This window comes from Floridaenema fluviatile BLCC-F154, assembly GCF_041929135.1.
GTDB classification, from domain to species: Bacteria; Cyanobacteriota; Cyanobacteriia; order Cyanobacteriales; family Aerosakkonemataceae; genus Floridanema; species Floridanema fluviatile.
In genome coordinates, this window is record NZ_JBHFNS010000056.1 from 26,296 (window position 1) to 44,339 (window position 18,044).

At 40.1% G+C, this 18,044-nt stretch carries 14 protein-coding genes, 2 pseudogenes and 1 riboswitch; of the genes and pseudogenes, 10 read left to right on the forward strand and 6 right to left on the reverse strand.

Annotated features, from left to right (window positions below):
- Positions 1–30: 30 nt before the first annotated feature.
- Both ACE1B6_RS13520 and bchD read right to left on the reverse strand, forming a co-directional pair.
- Positions 31–240: pseudogene (locus ACE1B6_RS13520) on the reverse strand (amino acid ABC transporter permease); the annotation flags it as partial.
- Positions 241–324: 84 nt separating this feature from the next.
- Entirely contained in the window at positions 325–2,301 is a 1,977-nt protein-coding gene (gene bchD / locus ACE1B6_RS13525; RefSeq protein ID WP_413257763.1) for a magnesium chelatase ATPase subunit D, read from the reverse strand.
- 267 nt (positions 2,302–2,568) lie between these two features.
- Between bchD and ACE1B6_RS13530 the strand changes: the two genes are divergently transcribed.
- From ACE1B6_RS13530 to ACE1B6_RS13545, 4 genes and pseudogenes are all read left to right on the forward strand, one after another.
- Complete coding sequence (locus tag ACE1B6_RS13530) at positions 2,569–3,996, forward strand: sensor histidine kinase (protein ID WP_413257764.1); 1,428 nt, start codon at positions 2,569–2,571, stop codon at positions 3,994–3,996.
- Between the two features lie 35 nt (positions 3,997–4,031).
- On the forward strand, positions 4,032–4,616 hold the full coding sequence (locus ACE1B6_RS13535) for a Uma2 family endonuclease (protein ID WP_413257765.1): 585 nt from the start codon (positions 4,032–4,034) through the stop codon (positions 4,614–4,616).
- A gap of 81 nt (positions 4,617–4,697) precedes the next feature.
- Positions 4,698–4,937, forward strand: a pseudogene (locus ACE1B6_RS13540) (putative dsRNA-binding protein); the annotation flags it as partial.
- Between the two features lie 19 nt (positions 4,938–4,956).
- Positions 4,957–5,625 (forward strand): response regulator transcription factor, encoded by a 669-nt coding sequence (locus ACE1B6_RS13545; RefSeq protein ID WP_413257766.1) that lies wholly within the window; start codon positions 4,957–4,959, stop codon positions 5,623–5,625.
- Between the two features lie 569 nt (positions 5,626–6,194).
- Here the strand turns inward: ACE1B6_RS13545 and ACE1B6_RS13550 are convergent.
- Positions 6,195–6,452 (reverse strand): DUF1830 domain-containing protein, encoded by a 258-nt coding sequence (locus tag ACE1B6_RS13550; protein WP_413257767.1) that lies wholly within the window; start codon positions 6,450–6,452, stop codon positions 6,195–6,197.
- A gap of 267 nt (positions 6,453–6,719) precedes the next feature.
- Positions 6,720–6,877, forward strand: a riboswitch (cyclic di-AMP (ydaO/yuaA leader).
- Between the two features lie 479 nt (positions 6,878–7,356).
- Here ACE1B6_RS13550 and ACE1B6_RS13555 point away from each other — a divergent pair.
- The gene (locus ACE1B6_RS13555; protein ID WP_413257768.1) at positions 7,357–8,058 is read left to right on the forward strand and encodes a universal stress protein; all 702 of its coding nucleotides are present in this window, start codon (positions 7,357–7,359) and stop codon (positions 8,056–8,058) included.
- 105 nt (positions 8,059–8,163) lie between these two features.
- Positions 8,164–9,501 (forward strand): ArsB/NhaD family transporter, encoded by a 1,338-nt coding sequence (locus ACE1B6_RS13560; RefSeq protein WP_413257769.1) that lies wholly within the window; start codon positions 8,164–8,166, stop codon positions 9,499–9,501.
- 14 nt (positions 9,502–9,515) lie between these two features.
- On the opposite strand, the gene ACE1B6_RS13565 is transcribed toward ACE1B6_RS13560, so the two are convergent.
- Positions 9,516–9,722: a hypothetical protein gene (locus ACE1B6_RS13565; RefSeq protein ID WP_413257770.1), complete on the reverse strand. Its 207-nt coding sequence runs from the start codon at positions 9,720–9,722 to the stop codon at positions 9,516–9,518.
- A 214-nt stretch (positions 9,723–9,936) separates the two neighbouring features.
- Entirely contained in the window at positions 9,937–10,140 is a 204-nt protein-coding gene (locus ACE1B6_RS13570; RefSeq protein ID WP_413257771.1) for a chlorophyll a/b-binding protein, read from the reverse strand.
- A 387-nt stretch (positions 10,141–10,527) separates the two neighbouring features.
- On the opposite strand from ACE1B6_RS13570, the gene ACE1B6_RS13575 reads away from it, so the two are divergent.
- Both ACE1B6_RS13575 and ACE1B6_RS13580 read left to right on the forward strand, forming a co-directional pair.
- Entirely contained in the window at positions 10,528–13,662 is a 3,135-nt protein-coding gene (locus tag ACE1B6_RS13575) for an MFS transporter (protein WP_413257772.1), read from the forward strand.
- Positions 13,663–13,823: 161 nt separating this feature from the next.
- Complete coding sequence (locus tag ACE1B6_RS13580; protein WP_413257773.1) at positions 13,824–14,639, forward strand: MBL fold metallo-hydrolase; 816 nt, start codon at positions 13,824–13,826, stop codon at positions 14,637–14,639.
- 75 nt (positions 14,640–14,714) lie between these two features.
- Here ACE1B6_RS13580 and ACE1B6_RS13585 read toward each other — a convergent pair whose 3' ends face one another.
- Entirely contained in the window at positions 14,715–15,896 is a 1,182-nt protein-coding gene (locus ACE1B6_RS13585; RefSeq protein WP_413257774.1) for an acyltransferase family protein, read from the reverse strand.
- A gap of 134 nt (positions 15,897–16,030) precedes the next feature.
- On the opposite strand from ACE1B6_RS13585, the gene ACE1B6_RS13590 reads away from it, so the two are divergent.
- Both ACE1B6_RS13590 and ACE1B6_RS13595 read left to right on the forward strand, forming a co-directional pair.
- Positions 16,031–17,320 carry an aminopeptidase P N-terminal domain-containing protein gene (locus ACE1B6_RS13590; protein ID WP_413257775.1) on the forward strand — a complete coding sequence of 430 codons (1,290 nt, stop codon included), beginning with the start codon at positions 16,031–16,033 and terminating at the stop codon, positions 17,318–17,320.
- Between the two features lie 14 nt (positions 17,321–17,334).
- Positions 17,335–17,889, forward strand: coding sequence for a DUF421 domain-containing protein (locus ACE1B6_RS13595; protein WP_459563025.1), 555 nt, complete (start codon positions 17,335–17,337; stop codon positions 17,887–17,889).
- Positions 17,890–18,044: the final 155 nt, after the last annotated feature.

Consider the following 18,044-nt stretch of genomic DNA (forward strand, 5'->3'; position numbering starts at 1 on the left):
TAATCGCACTCTACACTCTTCACCCCACACTTAACGCTGTCCTACACCTAATTGCTTTTCTAACCTCCGACTCGCTAAAGACGTGGAATAACAAAATACCCAATAAATCACTCTCACAAATAAGTAAACCTCGGCATATCTTCCGAGAAATTCGGGTTGCGCTAAGATCGATCGCACCATCCCCATCAATTCCAACAAGGCAAAAATTGCTAATAAAGAGGTATCTTTAAATAACCCTATTAAATATTATCAATTAAGAACTGACCTTGAGGCATCAAAAGGCGCAGATTTGCTTGCTCATTTCAAGCAATTGATATTGCAAAGCTAACGAGATTTTAGATCTGCGATCGCACTTTTCGCCACCCCAGCAATTGCTTGATCCGTCGCCTTCGGTAAATGATAATACTTTCCACCAGCGTTCTTTGCCAACTCCTTAGCAAAACCAGTAGAAATAAACTTATTTTCCGTATCAATTACCAACAGCTGAATTCCCAAACCGCGAATTCTCGCCGCAATTTCCAACAATTCCGCCTTAATATCCGGTTTTTCGCCTTCAGGAATTGGTTCTCCTAAAGATCGTGCCAGCGGGATATTGCCACGTCCGTCAGTTATCGCTACAATAACAACCTGACCAATATCTCCCGACATCTGGGCATTTATTCCCACTCTTACCGCTTGAGTTAAACCATGTGCTAAGGGTGAACCACCGCCACAAGGCAAAAGTTCCAAGCGCCGCTTTGCTAAAGCAATGGAACGAGTCGGCGGTAACAGCACATCGGCGTGTTCTCCTCTAAAAGGAATTAACGCCACTTGGTCGCGGTTTTGGTAAGCTTCGGTCAGTAGCGACATTACCGCGCCCTTTGCTGATTGCATTCTATTTAATGCCATTGAACCAGAGGCATCTACTACAAACACTACCAAAGATCCGGCTTTGCGGACTAGGCGTTTAGAACGAATGTCTCCTTGTTCAACAATTACTTTTCTGTCAGGTTGACGTTCCCGCCTTGCTTTTTGGTAAGGTGCAGCTGCGCGTAAGGTGGCATCTACTGCTATGCGGCGCACGCGACCTTTGGGTAACATGGGTTTAACGTAACGACCTCTGTCGTCGGAAAAGATTTTGCTGCGAGTTCCTGATTTTCCGCGACGTTGCGCCATTTGTGCAAAGTAAAGCACAGAAGGATCGAGTATTGTTCCTTCAGGATCGAAAACGAATTCTTCAGGAACGTTCATTTCCTGTTCTTCGGGTTCTTCGGGTTCTTCTTTTTCCTCTTCGTCTTCTTCTTGTTCTTCTTCAGATTGATCTTCTGGTGGTGGAGGTGGGGGAGGTGGTGGGGGTGGTTGTTGTTCGGGTGGAGTTTGAACGACTGTGGCGCGAGGAACGATAACTAATTCTACGGCGCGGCGTAAGTCTTCTGAGTTGACGGTGTTTCTTCCGTCGAATGCTGCTGCTGCTTTGGCGACTCTGACGGCGAAGAGTTCGGCGCGATGTCCTTCTACTCCGGCGCGTATTGCTTCTTCTACTAAATAGGTGATTTGTTCTTTGGTGATGATAACTTCTTTAAGCCATTCTCGCGCTAGGATGACTTGGGTTTTAATGTTGTCGATGTCTTCGGTGTATTGGGTGAGGAATTGTTGGGGAGAACGAGAGAATTCTAATGCTTGTTCGACTGCTTGTACACGATCGTCCAACCCTAAAACCCCGTCAGCTGATAAAGTGATAGCGATGCGATCGAGCAAATGTTCCCGCAATGGCCCTTCTTCTGGATTATAAGTGGCAATAAATAAAGGTTGGCAAGGATGCTCGAAACTAATTCCTTCCCGTTCGATGATGTTGCGTCCTTCGGATAATACTGATAAAAGTTGGTTAGCAATTTGGTCATCGAGGAGGTTAATTTCATCAACGTAGAGAACTCCTCGGTTGGCGGAAGCGAGTAACCCTGGTTGAAAGACAGTATCTCCTTGCTTAACAGATTTTTCCACATCTACGGAACCGAGTAATCTATCTTCGGTGGTTCCCAAGGGAAGTTGTACGAAAGGTGCAGGGATGATTTGGGTGTGTTGAGACTGATTTGGTGAAGGTGCTTCGTTACAGAAGGAACCTTTGACGACTTCTATTGGTGGTAAAAGTGAGTGTAAAGCACGCGCCATAACTGATTTGGCGGTTCCTCTGCGACCTGCGATCGCTACTCCTCCCAAACCAGGATCGACCGCTGCCAACAGCAATGCTAACTTGATTGCTTCTTGTCCGACAACAGCAGCTAAAGGAAAAGCGGTAATTTGAGGCAGAGTTGACGCAGGCATTTTTTCCGAGTTTGCACATCCAGATCTTTTAGCATAGCAGCAAATGAGAACTTCTTCCCTTGTAATTAGTGGGGTTGGGGGTTACTTTAATGGCAGCAACTAAACCGGGGGACAATTAGTAAGGTGCGTCAGAAGCTAAAACCCCGATGTTGTCGCTTAGATTTACGATCTGACGCACCCTACAACTACAACTCTTCCGACTTCAGACCAATCAATTTTAGATTCGGCTCAAAAATCTAAAATCTAAAATCTAAAATCTAAAATCCAATGGCTAACACTCAAAATTTTGCGGGATGGCGGCGAGTTTTCTACGGACTTCGTACCCGGATCATTATGTGGTACGTGCTGTTAATGACTTGCTCTACGACTTTAACTGTTTTTGCGGTGCGTCAGGTGCTTTCTGTCAGGTTAGAAGAACGCAGCAAACAAATTTTAGTGCAAGAGGTGAAAGAGTTCCGCCAATTATTTGAAGGATATCGTGAATTTGGTTGTTGTGAAGTCGATGATTTATTTGATGATTTCTTGTCGCGCAATATTCCAGTTGACGGGCAATTTATGCTGAGTTTTATTAACGGTAAATTTTATAAAGCTAGTCCCACAGCGTTACCACAATCATTGGCACGAGATAAAAGATTGCTTAACCGTTGGTCTAGATTAAGGAAACCAGAAAGGGGGGAGAAGATTACTCCTAACGATAATATTAGATATTTTGCGCTTCCAGTTAATATCGATGGTCAAAAACCAGGAGTGTTTATTGTTATGCACTCGACAGAAAGCGAGTTGGAAAAATTAAATGAAGTTACAGTTGTAATGGTTTTAGTAACATTAATGGTCTTGGTTGTTGCTTCGGTGGTAATTTGGGCGGTAGGGGGAAGGGTGTTAAGACCTTTGCGTTTATTAACGGCAACAGCGCAGTCAATTAGTGGTTCTAATGTCGGCGAAAGATTAGAGGTGCAAGGTTCAGATGATATTGCTGAATTAACGATGACTTTTAATGCGATGTTGGATAGGTTGGAGGCGGCTTTTACTAGTCAGCGCAATTTTATTAATGATGCAGGTCATGAATTAAGAACGCCAATTACTATTATTCGCGGTCATTTAGAATTGTTAGGGGACGATCCTGAAGAGCAAAAGGAAACTTTGGCGATCGTCACTGATGAATTAGACAGAATGAGTCGGTTAGTGAATGATTTATTATTATTAGCAAAGGCGGAAAGACCAGATTTTTTGAATTTAGAAACGGTTGATGTGGCATTGTTCACTGAGGAGTTGTTGGCGAAGGCAAAGGCTTTAGGCGATCGCTATTGGCAAATCGAAGATCAAGCTTTTTGTTGGATTGTAGCCGATCGCCAAAGACTAACTCAAGCTATGATGAATTTATCCCAAAATGCCGTGCAACATACTAAGCGAGAAGATGCTATTTTCTTAGGTTCAACTGTGAAAAATAACGAGGTTTGTTTCTGGGTAAGGGATACTGGCGAAGGCATTGCACCAAAAGAACAAAGGCGAATTTTTGAAAGGTTCGCACGGGTGACAAATAGCCGCAGACGTTCCGAAGGTTACGGTTTGGGTTTGGCAATTGTTAGAGCAATTGTCGAAGCTCATGAAGGAAGAGTAGAATTAGAAAGTGAGTTGGGTAAAGGTGCAACTTTTATGTTGATTTTGCCGATTCAAGTTAGCTCTAATCTCAAATAATAATAGCAGTCATTTGCTGAATGGAGGCGAAATTTATGAAAATTGCTCAACCGAAACGCTTTACTTTAGAAGAATATCACGAACTTACAGAGATTGGCTTTTTTCACGAGGGCGATCGCATAGAATTAATCAGAGGAGAAATTTTTGAGATGGCGGCAAAAGGTACGGCTCACGAAACTTGTATTTCTAAATTGCTTCGAGAATTAGTTAGACTCTTAGGAGATGCCGCAACTCTTCGTTGTCAATCTCCTATCTTACTACTAAACAACAGCGAACCTGAACCGGATTTTGCGATCGTAAAAAACACACCGGATGACTATTTATCTGCTCACCCTGCACCAAATGATGTGTTATTGGTAATTGAAATTTCAGACTCTACTTTGAATTACGATCGAGAAGTGAAATTATCTCTCTATGCTGAAGCCGGAATCTCTGATTATTGGATATTTAATGTATTCGATAATCAGTTAGAAGCTCACAACGAACCTTTTCAAAATAGTCAAGGAAATTTTGGTTATCAGAATCGGAGAATTGTTTTACCAAATCAAGTTATAGCATTACCTTGTTTCCCTGATTTATCTTTGGATTTAAGTAGGGTTTTTCCGCCAAAGCAGAAGTAGGAAATACTGCAAAGAAACTAAAGAAACCCGGTTTTTTGGAGAAACCTGGTTTCTGGGAACACAGAGTTAGTAGTGACTTGATCGAATGTAGATGCTAAAAATCAGTTTCAGCAATGGGTAATGGCTAATCTTGGCACAAATTTACTGCCTAAATATGTTACAGTTCAAGCAGGTGGGGAGTCTCATGCTCCAGAATTCCTTGCCAAAGTTTATGTAGGTGAGGAAAAGTATGGAGAAGGCAAGGGACGCAGCAAAAAAGATGCGGAAAAGTGCGCTGCTGAAGATGCCTTAGTGAAGCTGAAAAAACGAGGGATGATCTAGAAATTGATTGTCAATCCTAATGAATAGAATTCTCATCGCTGAAGACGAACCGCGAATTGCATCTTTTTTGGAGAAAGGTTTAAAGGCTAATGGCTTTACTACTGTCATAGTAGATGATGGGCAAGCCGTAGCTAGAATGGCTGATAGTAAGGATTTTGATTTGTTAATTCTGGACTTGGGTTTACCGGGGAAGGATGGTTTAGAAGTTTTGGCGGAGTTGCGGGGAAGGGGTGAAACTCTCCCCGTTATTATTCTGACGGCGCGGGATGATGTGGCGGATAAGGTGGCGGGGTTGGAAGGTGGCGCGGATGATTATGTGACTAAACCTTTTCGGTTTGAGGAGTTGTTGGCGCGAGTGCGGGTGAGATTGCGCGATCGCAATACTTTTGCCAAAAAAGATGATTTAATATTACAAGTTGGTGATATTTTACTCGATTTGCGATCGCGTAAGGTTTCTGTAGGCGATCGTCACGTCGAATTATCTGCTCGTGAATTTATCTTAGCCGAAACTTTTTTACGTCATCCCGGACAAGTTTTAAGTCGGGAACAACTCTTAAGTAGCGTTTGGGGTTACGACTATGACCCAAATTCTAACATTGTCGATGTTTATGTTGGCTATCTTCGCAAAAAATTAGGTAGCGACAAAATTGAAACCGTTCGGGGGATGGGGTATCGCTTCTGTACTTGAATTTTTCGGAAAATTTTCCGGTGCGTCAGACTATAATCTTTAAATTAAGGGGAATTTTGGTTTTCTGACGCACGCGACAAAGATAATCCCTGGCAATGGTGAGGTTGGTTTGGCGATCGATTTCATGAGAACTTTCTCATCTACTTCTCATAGATATCTTAAAAACGACAAGCAAAATTAAAGATGATAGCCAATCAGAGAGGGCTACTCTGAGACACAAAGCTATCATACTTAACAAAATATCAGCGTTGCTGATGAAACGGCTATAACTAAATATCGAAATGCAAATACAGACTTCGGTTTTGCTAATGAAATCTTAAAGTTTGACCATGAAAAAATGCAAGCGTACATGGACAAAACACTAGTTTAACTAGCACTCCAACAAAAACGTTTTCAGCCGTTGACAAATAACAGGGTTAAACCCTGTTTTTTTGTTGGGTATGGGATTTCTGAGAGATCAAAAATTAAGATAGGCAATTAGTCAAAGAAGCGAAGTAAACGGAGTACAAAATTTAGTTTTTCCGGTGCGTCAACAACAGCGTAACGCACCATTCCACCGATCAAAAGAACTATTTCTCTACGAGTAAGTTAGCGCAAGAGATAATATCAGACAAAATTGCCTTTCCGTTACTGCCAGTATAAATTTCTAACTGGGCTTTTGGTTGACCAACAAATAATAATTTTTCACTAGGAAAAACTATGCGTTCTAACTTAGAGTTAGAGTTATTTTCAATCCGAATAATCTGGATTTCAGTAGTAGTATTGGTATAAAAACACAAAACTTCTTCCGTTGCATTTACTAATGATGTTTCACAAGTTTCTATCATAATTTTGGCAAAAAAAAGAGGTAAACAAGAGTTAAAACATACCATAGCTAAGTTAACAACTCGTTATTGAGCTTAGAATCTAGCTAAGGGTAGAGGTCAATATTAAATTAAACAGTAACTAGAGAAACAATACCGGAAACTTTAAGTATTTTTAATTTTAGTCATTAAATATAACCATAATTGTTTCTAGTTGACAATTAATGGCAAAACTTAATAGAGAAACTAAGCTTGCTTTCTCTAATCTAGAATGTTAAAATCCGAGAGATTTGAGTAAGTCAGCCTAATCCAGGCTTGTAAACCCTGGAGCGGAGGAACCAACTTTTGGGGCGCATTTCTGCCGTTTTTTTGTGAGGAGGTGAGGCAGAGAGGGATAACTCTCAGTCCTAGCCCGACAGCTAACTTCGTAGGCACAGAGAGGAGGCTGAAGAGTCAGAAATTTTTATTGTGTTCTGAACTCGTCGGTGTTCCTGGCTGGTACTGCTCAGCATTTGTGTACCTGCTTATAACACTATGGCTATAAACTTTACAATGGTCTGCAATTACCTCTGGCAGACAGGCTATCTGCTGATGTGTCACAATTGGTTTAGGAATAATTATCCTACGGTGGGTTTTTGCCTTTGTCAACTATGAATTAACGATTAACCCACTACAAGGACTTCTTGCTAATTTCGATCGCCTACTAACCAAGATTATTAAACCATTAAACCACAAGGAAAACTTTTTGGATCGTTAAGCTGTTACGCATTTAAATCACTTATTAACGAGTAGGGTGCGTCAGACGGTAAAGCCTATGTAGAAAGGAAAATATTTAAATCTGACGCACCCTACAATATGACTTTTAAATGCGTAACAGCTTATTGTACGCAACAGAAGTAAAACAATTCACTTACGAGAGGTAAAGCTGGTGAATATCAAGCCAATGTTAGCACGCTTTCAAAGCGCAGTTGGTCGAGATGATTTGGTTGAGCAAATGATACTGCTCTCCGGGAAAAAACCTTCAGTATTACCAACTAGTAAATCTCCTAATTCATTAACTTTTGTTGTTGGTTATAATGGCTCTCCTAGCAGTCATACAGCTTTAGATATTACCTTGTTAATCGCCCATCAAACTAGGTTAGCCACCAACAAAGAAGTGATTGTAAAAATTGTTTATGTGATTGATGAAGAGGGGTACGATAAAGTAGGATATTTGCCAATGAATTGCACAGTTGCTAATAATTCTTGGGAATTTTCTACAGCATCAGTATTAAAATCAGTCACGACTGAGTTAGCTAAAACAAAAGTTAAGGCTTTGGCAATGAGCGATCGGCAAACATCCACTAAAACTCGCTCTGTACAAACTACTTGTTCTCCCAATTCTGTCTTTGAGATAGCCGAACAAATTTTGTGGCAAGCACGTTATTTAGTAGAAGAATGGGGAGATGCTTTTATCGCTCATTTACGCATTGGTTGTGTTGCAGAAGAATTAACTAAGGTTGTCACCTCTGAAGGAGCAGATTTACTATTTTTAGGTTGTCACTCCGCGAATCATTCTTTAGTGAAAAAACTCGGTGCTAAATTTCCTTGTCCTGTACTGGGAATTCCTAATTCTATTGCTGAGAATTAACTGAGTTTCAACTTACTTATATTCATTTTTTAGAGAATCCACCTTTCAAGAAGGTGGGTTTTTCTGTAGAACTCAACTAGCATCTATCTTCAAAAAAGGTAACTTATGGAAAGCTGGCAAGCAATGATTGCTACGACAACATTTGTGGGTGTCATTCTTTTAATCATGACTGAGTGGATACACCTAACAATTGTAGCATTTTTGGGTGCATTACTATTAGTTCTGTTTAATGTCATGACTTTAACAGAAGCCATTGAATATATTAGTAAAAGTCATGGAACTTTGGGTTTATTCTTCGGCGTTATGGTATTAGTCAGAGCATTTGAACCGACAAAAGTTTTTGATTACTTAGCCACTCAAATTGTTTTGTTTGCTAAAGGGAAAGGCAATCGTTTATTGATAGGTATTGTTGCTATTACTACTCCTATTTGTGCCTTTTTACCAAACGCCACAACGGTAATGTTACTAGCACCTTTACTCCCACCAATGGCAGAGGAATTAGGCGTAGACTTTGTGCCTTTGTTAATTTTGATGGTGTTTGTTGCTAATAGTGCGGGATTATTAACTATTGTTGGCGATCCAGCAACTTTTATTGTAGGTGATGCCGTAAATCTTAGCTTTACAGATTACCTAACTCGCTTAAGTTTAGGCGGTGTAATTGCTGTACTAACAGTAGTAGCTACCTTACCATTTTTATTCCGCAAAATTTGGCACAAAAAGTTAGAGAATTTGGAAGAATTACCGCACCCACAAATTAATCATCCCCGTATTTTAGCAGTGGGGAGTTTGATTATGGCATTTGTATTAATATTTTTCGTAGTGGGGGAAAGTTTACCAATTCCGCTTTCGCCAGCTACAGTTGCTTTGTTAGGTGCAGCTTTAGCTTTACTACTTTCTCATCATAGTAGGATTGACACGGTAAACAATATTCTGCGAGATGTAGACTGGAGTACATTAATATTTTTTATGTGTGTCTTTGTGCTAATTGGTGGGTTGGAAAAAACGGGGGTAGTTGATAATTTATCGGAGATTTTAGCTGCAATTTTAGGGAAAAATATTGCTTTTGGTGCAATAATTATCCTCATTTTAGTGGGATTATTATCCAGCGTAATTCCTAATATTCCCTTAGTAGTGGCAATGGTGCCATTACTGAAACAATATCTGGTTAATGTGGGTTTAGCTGGACCAGAGATACTGTCAGCAGATTTTAGTGGACAATTTCCCGTGGAAGTTTTGCCATTATTTTATGCGATGATGTTTGGTGCGACTTTAGGAGGAAATGGTACTTTAGTTGGAGCATCTTCTAATATTGTGGCTGCGGGAATTTCCGAATTACATGGTCGTCGGATTTCTTTTAAAAGGTTTTTGCATTATGGTATTCCTGTGATGATGTTGCAGTTAGTTACTGCGGGTTTATATGTAATTATCCGGTTTTTGGTTTAAAACTAAATATTAAATTAAGCGTCTTGCATTTCTCTAGGGTTAACATCAGGGGGAAAAATAAATAGTTCCTTTCCCTGTTGTTTGGCTTTGCGATGTAGGGCGATCGCATCCACTAGTTGATGAAACATAATGGGAACCCATTGCCCTGTATAATAGTAAACCACTACCCTACTTTTGGCATAGTCATTAGTAGGTAAGGAATTGTACCAAGGAAATTTCACCTTCAAATCACCTCAATTTTATTTACCTCCTATACGACTATTCTCATCTATTATCAGCTTTGAGAAAACTATCAACGGTGATATATCTTGCAGAAGATGTTATTCTAAATAGTCAACAAAAAAACTGACGACTTGCCTAATTTAGTCGTCAGTAAAAGAGAGGAGGTTAGATTTTAATGAGCAAATGAAAATAGGATAGGCCGCAAATTCAAACTTAGTATCCGATGAAGTGCAGCACGTCGCGCAATACACTAAATCCAGCTAAATCCCACAGCAAGTATGCTAAAAAGCCAATCATTGCTAAACGACCATTCCACAGTTCTGCTTGGGGATTCCAGCCAAATAAGAAAGCATTACGGTCTTTACCGTTGTATGCGGTAGCTACTGGTGGTAAATCTGTAGGAGTGCGAGTTTCCATGCTTAACAGTCCTTAATAATTGCTTACACACTCATAGTATCTACTGCAAAATAGCGGGTAGTCTGTCTTTAGACACAGAGATTAGGCTATCTCAGGGTCGATCTTAAAGAGTTATTTCTTATTAGAAACCTCTACCTATGGAAAGTGAGAAAATAGAAAGTTTACGTCACAGTATTTTAATTTACAATTTTATCGATTAAAGATTAGGCAATTTATCTCTATATTCACTTCAGCTACTAAATTTCAGACCTGAGAGAGATGCTTTTGATACTCGGATTCAGCGAATCTAAGCGATATGGCATTACTTTTTGCTAAAGTATAAAGCTTTTAGCTGTGTCACCTTGATCTCGGTGGAATAGCTTTCATTAGAAGAGGTAAATACTATCTATGATTGAAATTTTGAGTATGCAGCTGGGATTAAATAAGCTGCCATTTTACTTGGCTCAAATACTAACACCAACTACACCTACAGTTGTTCCAGAAAGAGCAGCATTAGTATTTTCAGGACCACAATTTTTTGCGGCTTTAATTTCTGGGGTATTAATTGCTTTTGCTTTTCAATTTCTGTTAACTAACTTCGGTGTAGCCTTTATATTAGGGCGTGGCTCAAGCTCTGATTCCGATCGCGATCGCGATGATTCAGATGATTTGGGAACCACAGTGAAAAAGATTAGCTGGATGATTGGATTAGCTACCTTAATAACTGTGAGTTTGGCTCTGTTAGTTGGGACTTTTTTAGCAGTTAAATTAAGCCTAGTAACTAATCCAATTCTAGGAGCAATTATTGGCTTAACAATTTGGGGAGCTTACTTATTATTGCTAGTTTGGGCTAGTTCTAGTGCGGTAGGTTCTTTAATTGGTTCAGTAATTAATACAGCAACTTCTGGTTTTCAAGCAATTGTTGGTACTGCGGCGGCGGCTTTGGGTGCAAAAGCTACTTCTAGCCAAGTAGTTTCCACTGCTGAAGCTGCTGCTGCTGCTGTGAGCAGACAAATTGGGAATGCGATCGATCCGATCACCATTAGAGAAAATCTAGAAGATTATTTGCACACCTTACGTCCGCCAGAATTAGATTTAGGAAAACTACGCCGGGAAGTTGAAAAAACATTCAACGATCCCAGATTAGCCGCTGTTGCTAGTAGCGAAGGATTAAGCAGAATTAATCGCCAAACTTTCGTTGATTTGGTAGGAAATAATACTGCACTTTCCAAACGAGATGTGAATCGGATTGTTGATACTTTAGAAGATACTTGGAAGCAAACAGTTAATAGATTAACTCCCCAGGGTAATTTGATGGGTGAATTAATCAATTATCTGAAATCTGCTCAAAGTAGTGAATTGCGATCGCCAGAATTAAATAGAAAACTTGACGCATTAATTGAAGAAATGCGTCTGCAAAGGCGAGAAACAGAAGAACAAACCGAAAAAACACCTGGTTTGATGCAGCAAGCAGCCCAATATGGTTTTAACACTTTAATGGGAATACTATTAGCTAGAACAGACCTTTCCGATTTGGATGTTGAAACAATTTTGGAGCGGTTGAAACAAGCTAGAGATCGAGTTGCTAGTGGTGCAAATCAAGTTAGTTCTCAAGTTCCCGGACTTCCTTCTGGTACTCCTAATACTATTAGGATGGACGTAGAAAATTATCTGTTAAATTCCTATCCTTGGCATTTAAACAGGGAAACAATTAAGCATGAATTTAGACAGGTAATTTACGATCCGGAAGCCGATCCGGGTGCAGTGCGTCGCCAGTTAGAAAGATTAGGTCGATCGGACTTGATGAATTTGCTGCAACAAAGAGATGATATTACTCCAGTTCGCAGAAATGAAATTGTCGATCAATTAGAAGCAATTCGGCTGGATGTGCTGAATCAAGTGCAAACAGTTGAAGGCGCAGAACAACAGCAAGATGTTCGTACCAGAGTAGAAAATTATCTGCGAAATACTGGGAAAGAAGAGTTAAATCCTGAAGGAATTAGGCGCGATTTTCGCACTTTAATTGACGATCCACAAGCGGGATATGAACAATTGCGCGATCGCCTTTCTCACTTCAACCATGATACCTTTGTGCAACTCCTCAGTCAGCGACGAGATATGAGTCAAGAGGAAGCAGAAAGAATCGTTAGCGACTTAGAAAATACTCGTGATAACGTACTTTCTCAAGCACAAAAAACTCAAGAACAAGCTAAAGCACAAGTTGAAGCATTGTGGCTAAATTTAGAATCTTACTTACGGAATACTGGTAAGGAAGAATTGAATCCTGATTCGATTAGACGCGAGTTAAATCTGTTGTTAAGTAATCCCAATGCTGCATTACCTTTAGTTCGTGCTAGATTGTCACGTTTCGATCGCGATACTTTGGTAAAATTGCTCAGCCAACGCCGAGATTTAAGCGAAGAGCAAGTAAATCAAATTATCGATCAAGTGCAGTCAACTTGGAGTGGTGTAGTTCATGCACCGCAAATAGCAGCAGATAAAACAAAAGAACAATACGATCGCGTCATTAATGCGATCGCTGATTATCTGCGAAATACTGGCAAAGATGAACTAAATCCTGAAGGAATTAGCAGAGATTTTTCCACATTATTTGCTCATCCTCAAGAAGGGACGATCGCACTGCGAGAAAGATTATCTCAAGTCGATCGAGATACACTCGTAAAACTGCTTAGTCAACGTCGAGATTTGAGCGAAGAACAAGTAAATCAAGTCATCGATCAAATCCAACATAGTATTCGCAGCATTGTGCGATCGCCACGACGATTAGCACAAAGAACTCAAGCTAAAGTAGAGGATTTCCAAGCTACTTTAGAAGATTACTTGCGGAACACTGGCAAAGAAGCTTTAAATCCCGAAGGTATCAAGCGAGATTTAACTTTGTTGCTGCACGATCCGCGCACCGGAATGGATAGTTTAGGCGATCGAATTTCTCGCGTCGATCGAGATACCTTAATTAAATTGTTGGCGCAACGTCAGGATATGACGGAAGCGGAAGCAGCAAGAGTTGTCGATCAAATTCTCTCGATTCGCGATCAATTTGTCGAACAAGTGCGAGGTATTCAACGCCGGATTCAAGATGTGATTGATAGCATTTTTGCTAACATTCGCAACTATTTAAACTCGCTCGATCGACCAGAACTCAACTACGATGGCATCAAGCGTGATGTGCGTAAATTGTTTGACGATCCACAAGCCGGATTTGATGCAATTCGCGATCGACTGGGCCACTTTAATCGCGATACCGCAGTCGCCATCATGAGTTCCCGCGACGACATCAGCGAAGCCGACGCTAACCGCATTATCGACCAAATCGAAGGCGCACGTAACACCGTCCTGCAACGCGCCGAACGCATCCAACTAGAAGCGCAACGCCGCGTCGAAGAAGTGAAGCGACAAGCAGCCAAAAGCGCCGAAGAAACTCGCAAAGCCGCCAGAAATGCCGCTTGGTGGTTATTCGGCACCGCCTTCGTTTCTGCCATTTGTGCCGCTGTAGCTGGCTTCATCTCTGTTCCCACTCCCTAGCAGCACAGGGGTAAGAGTAATTCACTGTCAGGATGTAAATACTTTATTGGATTAAAAGTGAACCTAGCTCTTTAAAGAGCTAGGTTCACTTTTAAATACTATTCCCTTTCTTCTGCCGTTAGAAGCTAAAATCTCTATCGTTGTGTAAAAAGTAGGGAATCATGAAACGGCGAAAGTTGCTGCGTTACACAGGGGCGAGTTTGCTTACGGCTTTTGGCACTGCTTGGGCTTCAGGATGGCAAGCAACGCAAGCCCAAACGGGTGGTTCGCTATCAATTCGATGGTTAGGACACACTTGCTTTTTATTTACTAGTGGTAATCAAAGGGTATTAGTAAATCCTTTTCGCACAATTGGTTGTACTGCTGGTTATCGTTTGCCAAAAGTAGAGGCAGATTTGGTTTTAATCAGTAGTCAATTGTTTGATGAAGGTGCGGTAGAAGGTTTACCTGGTAATCCAAAAGTACTTTATGAACCGGGTGTTTATCAGTTTAAGGGTAATCAGTTTCAGGGGATTCGCACTTATCATGATACGGTTGGCGGACGTAGGTTTGGGACGAATGTAGCTTGGCGTTGGACTCAAGGTGGAATTAATATTTTGCATTTAGGAGGGGCGGCGGCACCAATTGAACTTGAGCAAAAAATTTTGATGGGAAAACCAGATTTGTTGTTGGTTCCTGTGGGTGGTGGTCCGAAAGCTTATAGTCCAAATCAAGCTATGGACGCGATTAAATCTTTGAATCCAAAGTTAGTAATTCCTACTCATTATCGGACTCAGGCTGCTGATGATAAGAGTTGCGATATTGTGGGTGTGGAAGAGTTTTTAAAGTTGACGGATGGTAGTGGTATGCCTATCCGCAATATTAATAGCGATTCTGTTACTATTAGTGTTGCTGATTTGCCGTCTAGTGGTTCTACAGTTAAGATTTTGAGTTATCAGTTTAGTTCTGTGCCTGTTGAGCCAAGAAGTAGTAGTTAAGGAATTTACGGATTAATTGATTCTGTAAGTTTGTAGTCAGGGGACGACTGAAGTCGCTACTACGAACTTACGGTTTTATCTTTTTAGTTTGGTTGCGGGTAGTTCGATTAGGTAATAGCTGACTATTGCTAGTAATGTGGATAGGATTAGGGTTTCTGTGAATCTTAGGAGGAAGGCTTGTAGGGGTTGATTTGAGGTGAATAAAATGGGGGTTAGTTTGGTAACTATTGGGTAATGCCAAATGTAAATTCCGTAAGAGAAGTTGCCGAAGTAACCTAAGATTATGAAGGGGATTTCCCAAGGTGATTTTTGCGGGAATTGATAAGATTTTGGATAAGGATCTGATTCTATTAAGTAAAGGAATGTTGATGTTAGTAGGGCGGTAATTGTGGGGGCAATAAATAGTAAGTGGAATTGGTGGTAGTATTTGTAATAAGCTGTGAAAAGGTAGAGGAGTAAAATTACTAATAATGCTAATTTTGGCTGGGATATGAATGTTTTTTTAGGCTGATTAATTGGTGGTTTGGCTTTTTGTTTGATAATTATGGCATTGACTAAAAATCCGCAAAGGAACGAGTCTAAGTTGGTAATTAAGGGGATGTAAATATAACTGATGAAATTGTTGGTTTGTTGTTGGGGAAGGGAAGTTTGATTGATGATGAATATCCAAATTAAGAGGCGAAGACAGAAGGAGAGGAGGGTAAGGCTGAAGAAGGCAATAAATATTTGTTTGAGTTTGGGTAGGCGATCGCGCAAAAAAATATAAATGAACGGAATTACTAAATAAAACTGCACTTCCGTTGATATGTACCAAAATGCTCCATGAAAGTCTACAGGTAAGGTATGATCGTAAGTAAAGGTTAATATTCTGAGTAAATATTGTCGGTTTTCTGGTTGCCAAATTTGCGGATAGAAAATTAAACCTAAAATTATGACAAAAACGTAGTAAACTGGTAGAATTCTTAAAGCACGGTTGCGCCAAAAGTTCATTAATCCCGTTAATTGGGTAGTATAACGTTGATTATAAAAAGCTTTTCCAATTAAGTAACCGGAGAGACAAAAAAAGATTCTAACTGCTACTCCTCCGGGACTGAATATTAACCAAGTTAAGTCATAATTCTGATAGAAAATTGTTGATTTCGGTGGGATAGAGTGTGCAATTAATACCATTAAACAAGCAAATCCTCGCAGGGAAAGCAGAGGATCTATTTTAGGTAAAATTCGGGGAAATTCGGGAAAGAGTAAATTATATTTCAAGTTTTTGTTGCTAATGAGATTAAGTAGTAGGGTAGATGGGAAGGATAAATTTAATGATTCTGCAAAAGTTTTTGATCTGACGCACATACAGCTAAAGTTAGAATATCATAATAGTTTTTAGATAGTCAGTAGCTATGCAAACAGAGTACCAAAAGCGTCGGGAAGAGTTAATGGCGAAAATTGGCAATGGTACAGCTATTTTTCGCAGTGCACCAGTGGCAGTGATGCACAATGATGTAGAGTATGCTTACCGACAAGATAGCGATTTTTATTATTTGACAGGGTTTAATGAGGCGGATGCTGTAGCAGTTTTAGCACCTCATCATGAAGAACATCGATTTATTTTGTTTGTGCAACCGAAAGATAAGGAAAAGGAAGTTTGGACGGGATATCGAGTTGGGGTGGATGCGGCGAAGGAAAAGTATGGTGCTGATGAAGCTTATCCGATCGCAGAATTAGATGAAAAGTTACCCCAATATTTAGAGAAAGCTGAGAGAATTTATTATCATTTGGGACGCGATCGCCAGTTTAATGAAACTATCCTTTCTCATTGGCAAAAGTTAGTGGCAACTTATCCAAAACGGGGTACTGGTCCGATCGCAATTGAAGATTCTAATTTTATCATTCATCCAATGCGATTGGTAAAAAGTGCCGCGGAATTGGAGTTAATGCGAAAGGCGATCGCTATTTCTGTGGAAGCACATAATTACGCGAGAGAATTTGCTAAACCTGGACGTTACGAGTACGAAATTCAAGCGGAAATGGAACATATTTTTCGCTTGCGAGGAGGTATGGGACCTGCTTATCCTTCGATCGTTGCTTCTGGTGCAAATGCGTGCATTTTACATTACATTGAGAACGATCGGCAATTACAAGAAAATGATTTGCTGTTAATTGATGCGGGTTGCTGCTATCAATATTACAACGGTGATATTACCCGCACTTTTCCAGTAAATGGCAAATTTACACCGGAACAAAAAATAATTTACGATTTAGTTTTGACGGCACAGTTAGCAGCAATTGACCAAGTAAAACCGGGCAATCCTTGGAATTTAGGACATGATACCGCCGTGAGAATTTTGACTGAAGGTTTGGTAGAGTTAGGATTGTTAACAGGTGACATTGAAGAGATAATTAAAGAAGAGAAGTACAAAGCATTTTATATGCACAAAACTGGGCATTGGCTAGGTTTAGATGTGCATGATTCGCCTGTTTATAAACTTGGTGAAGAGGTTTGGCAAACTCTACAACCGGGACAAGTTTTAACTGTAGAACCGGGAATTTATATTGCACCTGATTATCAACCAGCAGAAGGACAACCTGAGATAGATGACAAATGGCGAGGTATTGGCATTCGTATAGAAGATGATGTGTTAGTCACCGAGTCAGGAAATGAGATTTTGACTGCTGGTGTACCCAAATAAAAGCGCCTAAAATGATGGATTTATTTTGGAAGATTGATTGGTATAAGGTATTTGTTCCTAGTACCTCTGTTGCGGAACTTGTTGTGCGCGGAACGCTAGTTTATTTGTTGTTATTTGCGATTCTGCGCTTTCTTCCTAACCGCCAAATTGGTACGGTAGGAATTTCTGATTTATTAGTAGTAGTGTTGTTTGCGGAAGCTGCCCAAAATGCAATGGCAAGCAATTATACTGCAATTACTGATGGTGTAATTTTGGTGATGACAATTATTTTTTGGAGTTGCATTTTAAATTGGTTGGGTTATAAATTTCCGCGGTTTCAACACTTTTTACATCCTTCACCAGTACCATTGGTTGTTAATGGCAAAATGATGCGGCGAAATTTGGAACAACAATTAATTACTCAGGATGAATTAATGAGTATGCTTCGCCAACAGGGAGTACAAAAAATGAGTGAGGTAAAGTTGGCATTTATGGAGTCAGATGGCAATATTAGTGTGATTACTAATGTGCCGAAATCTAATGTTTCTCCAGTCTTAAAGGATGAATCTGACACTTATGCGACAGAATAAATAATTAGATCTGGGAAAGTTTTCAGCAAACAGACTTTTTCCGTTGTTACTAATGCAGGGTAAGTTAAGTACTTCTACTTAACTACTCTGCGAAAGTAAAAATTTACTATCTTTCTAGATAGATGCGGAAAAGTTAGTTAACTTCATATAATTGG

Excerpts from the sequence above, each read along its gene's own strand:
- ACE1B6_RS13590 (WP_413257775.1), top strand. The coding sequence starts at position 16,031 with ATGCAAACAGAGTACCAAAAGCGTCGGGAAGAGTTAATGGCGAAAATT.
- ACE1B6_RS13535 (WP_413257765.1), top strand. The coding sequence starts at position 4,032 with ATGAAAATTGCTCAACCGAAACGCTTTACTTTAGAAGAATATCACGAA.
- ACE1B6_RS13570 (WP_413257771.1), bottom strand. The coding sequence starts at position 10,140 with ATGGAAACTCGCACTCCTACAGATTTACCACCAGTAGCTACCGCATAC.
- ACE1B6_RS13580 (WP_413257773.1), top strand. The coding sequence starts at position 13,824 with ATGAAACGGCGAAAGTTGCTGCGTTACACAGGGGCGAGTTTGCTTACG.
- ACE1B6_RS13530 (WP_413257764.1), top strand. The coding sequence starts at position 2,569 with ATGGCTAACACTCAAAATTTTGCGGGATGGCGGCGAGTTTTCTACGGA.
- bchD (WP_413257763.1), bottom strand. The coding sequence starts at position 2,301 with ATGCCTGCGTCAACTCTGCCTCAAATTACCGCTTTTCCTTTAGCTGCT.
- ACE1B6_RS13575 (WP_413257772.1), top strand. The coding sequence starts at position 10,528 with ATGATTGAAATTTTGAGTATGCAGCTGGGATTAAATAAGCTGCCATTT.
- ACE1B6_RS13550 (WP_413257767.1), bottom strand. The coding sequence starts at position 6,452 with ATGATAGAAACTTGTGAAACATCATTAGTAAATGCAACGGAAGAAGTT.
- ACE1B6_RS13595 (WP_459563025.1), top strand. The coding sequence starts at position 17,335 with ATGGATTTATTTTGGAAGATTGATTGGTATAAGGTATTTGTTCCTAGT.
- ACE1B6_RS13545 (WP_413257766.1), top strand. The coding sequence starts at position 4,957 with ATGAATAGAATTCTCATCGCTGAAGACGAACCGCGAATTGCATCTTTT.
- ACE1B6_RS13560 (WP_413257769.1), top strand. The coding sequence starts at position 8,164 with ATGGAAAGCTGGCAAGCAATGATTGCTACGACAACATTTGTGGGTGTC.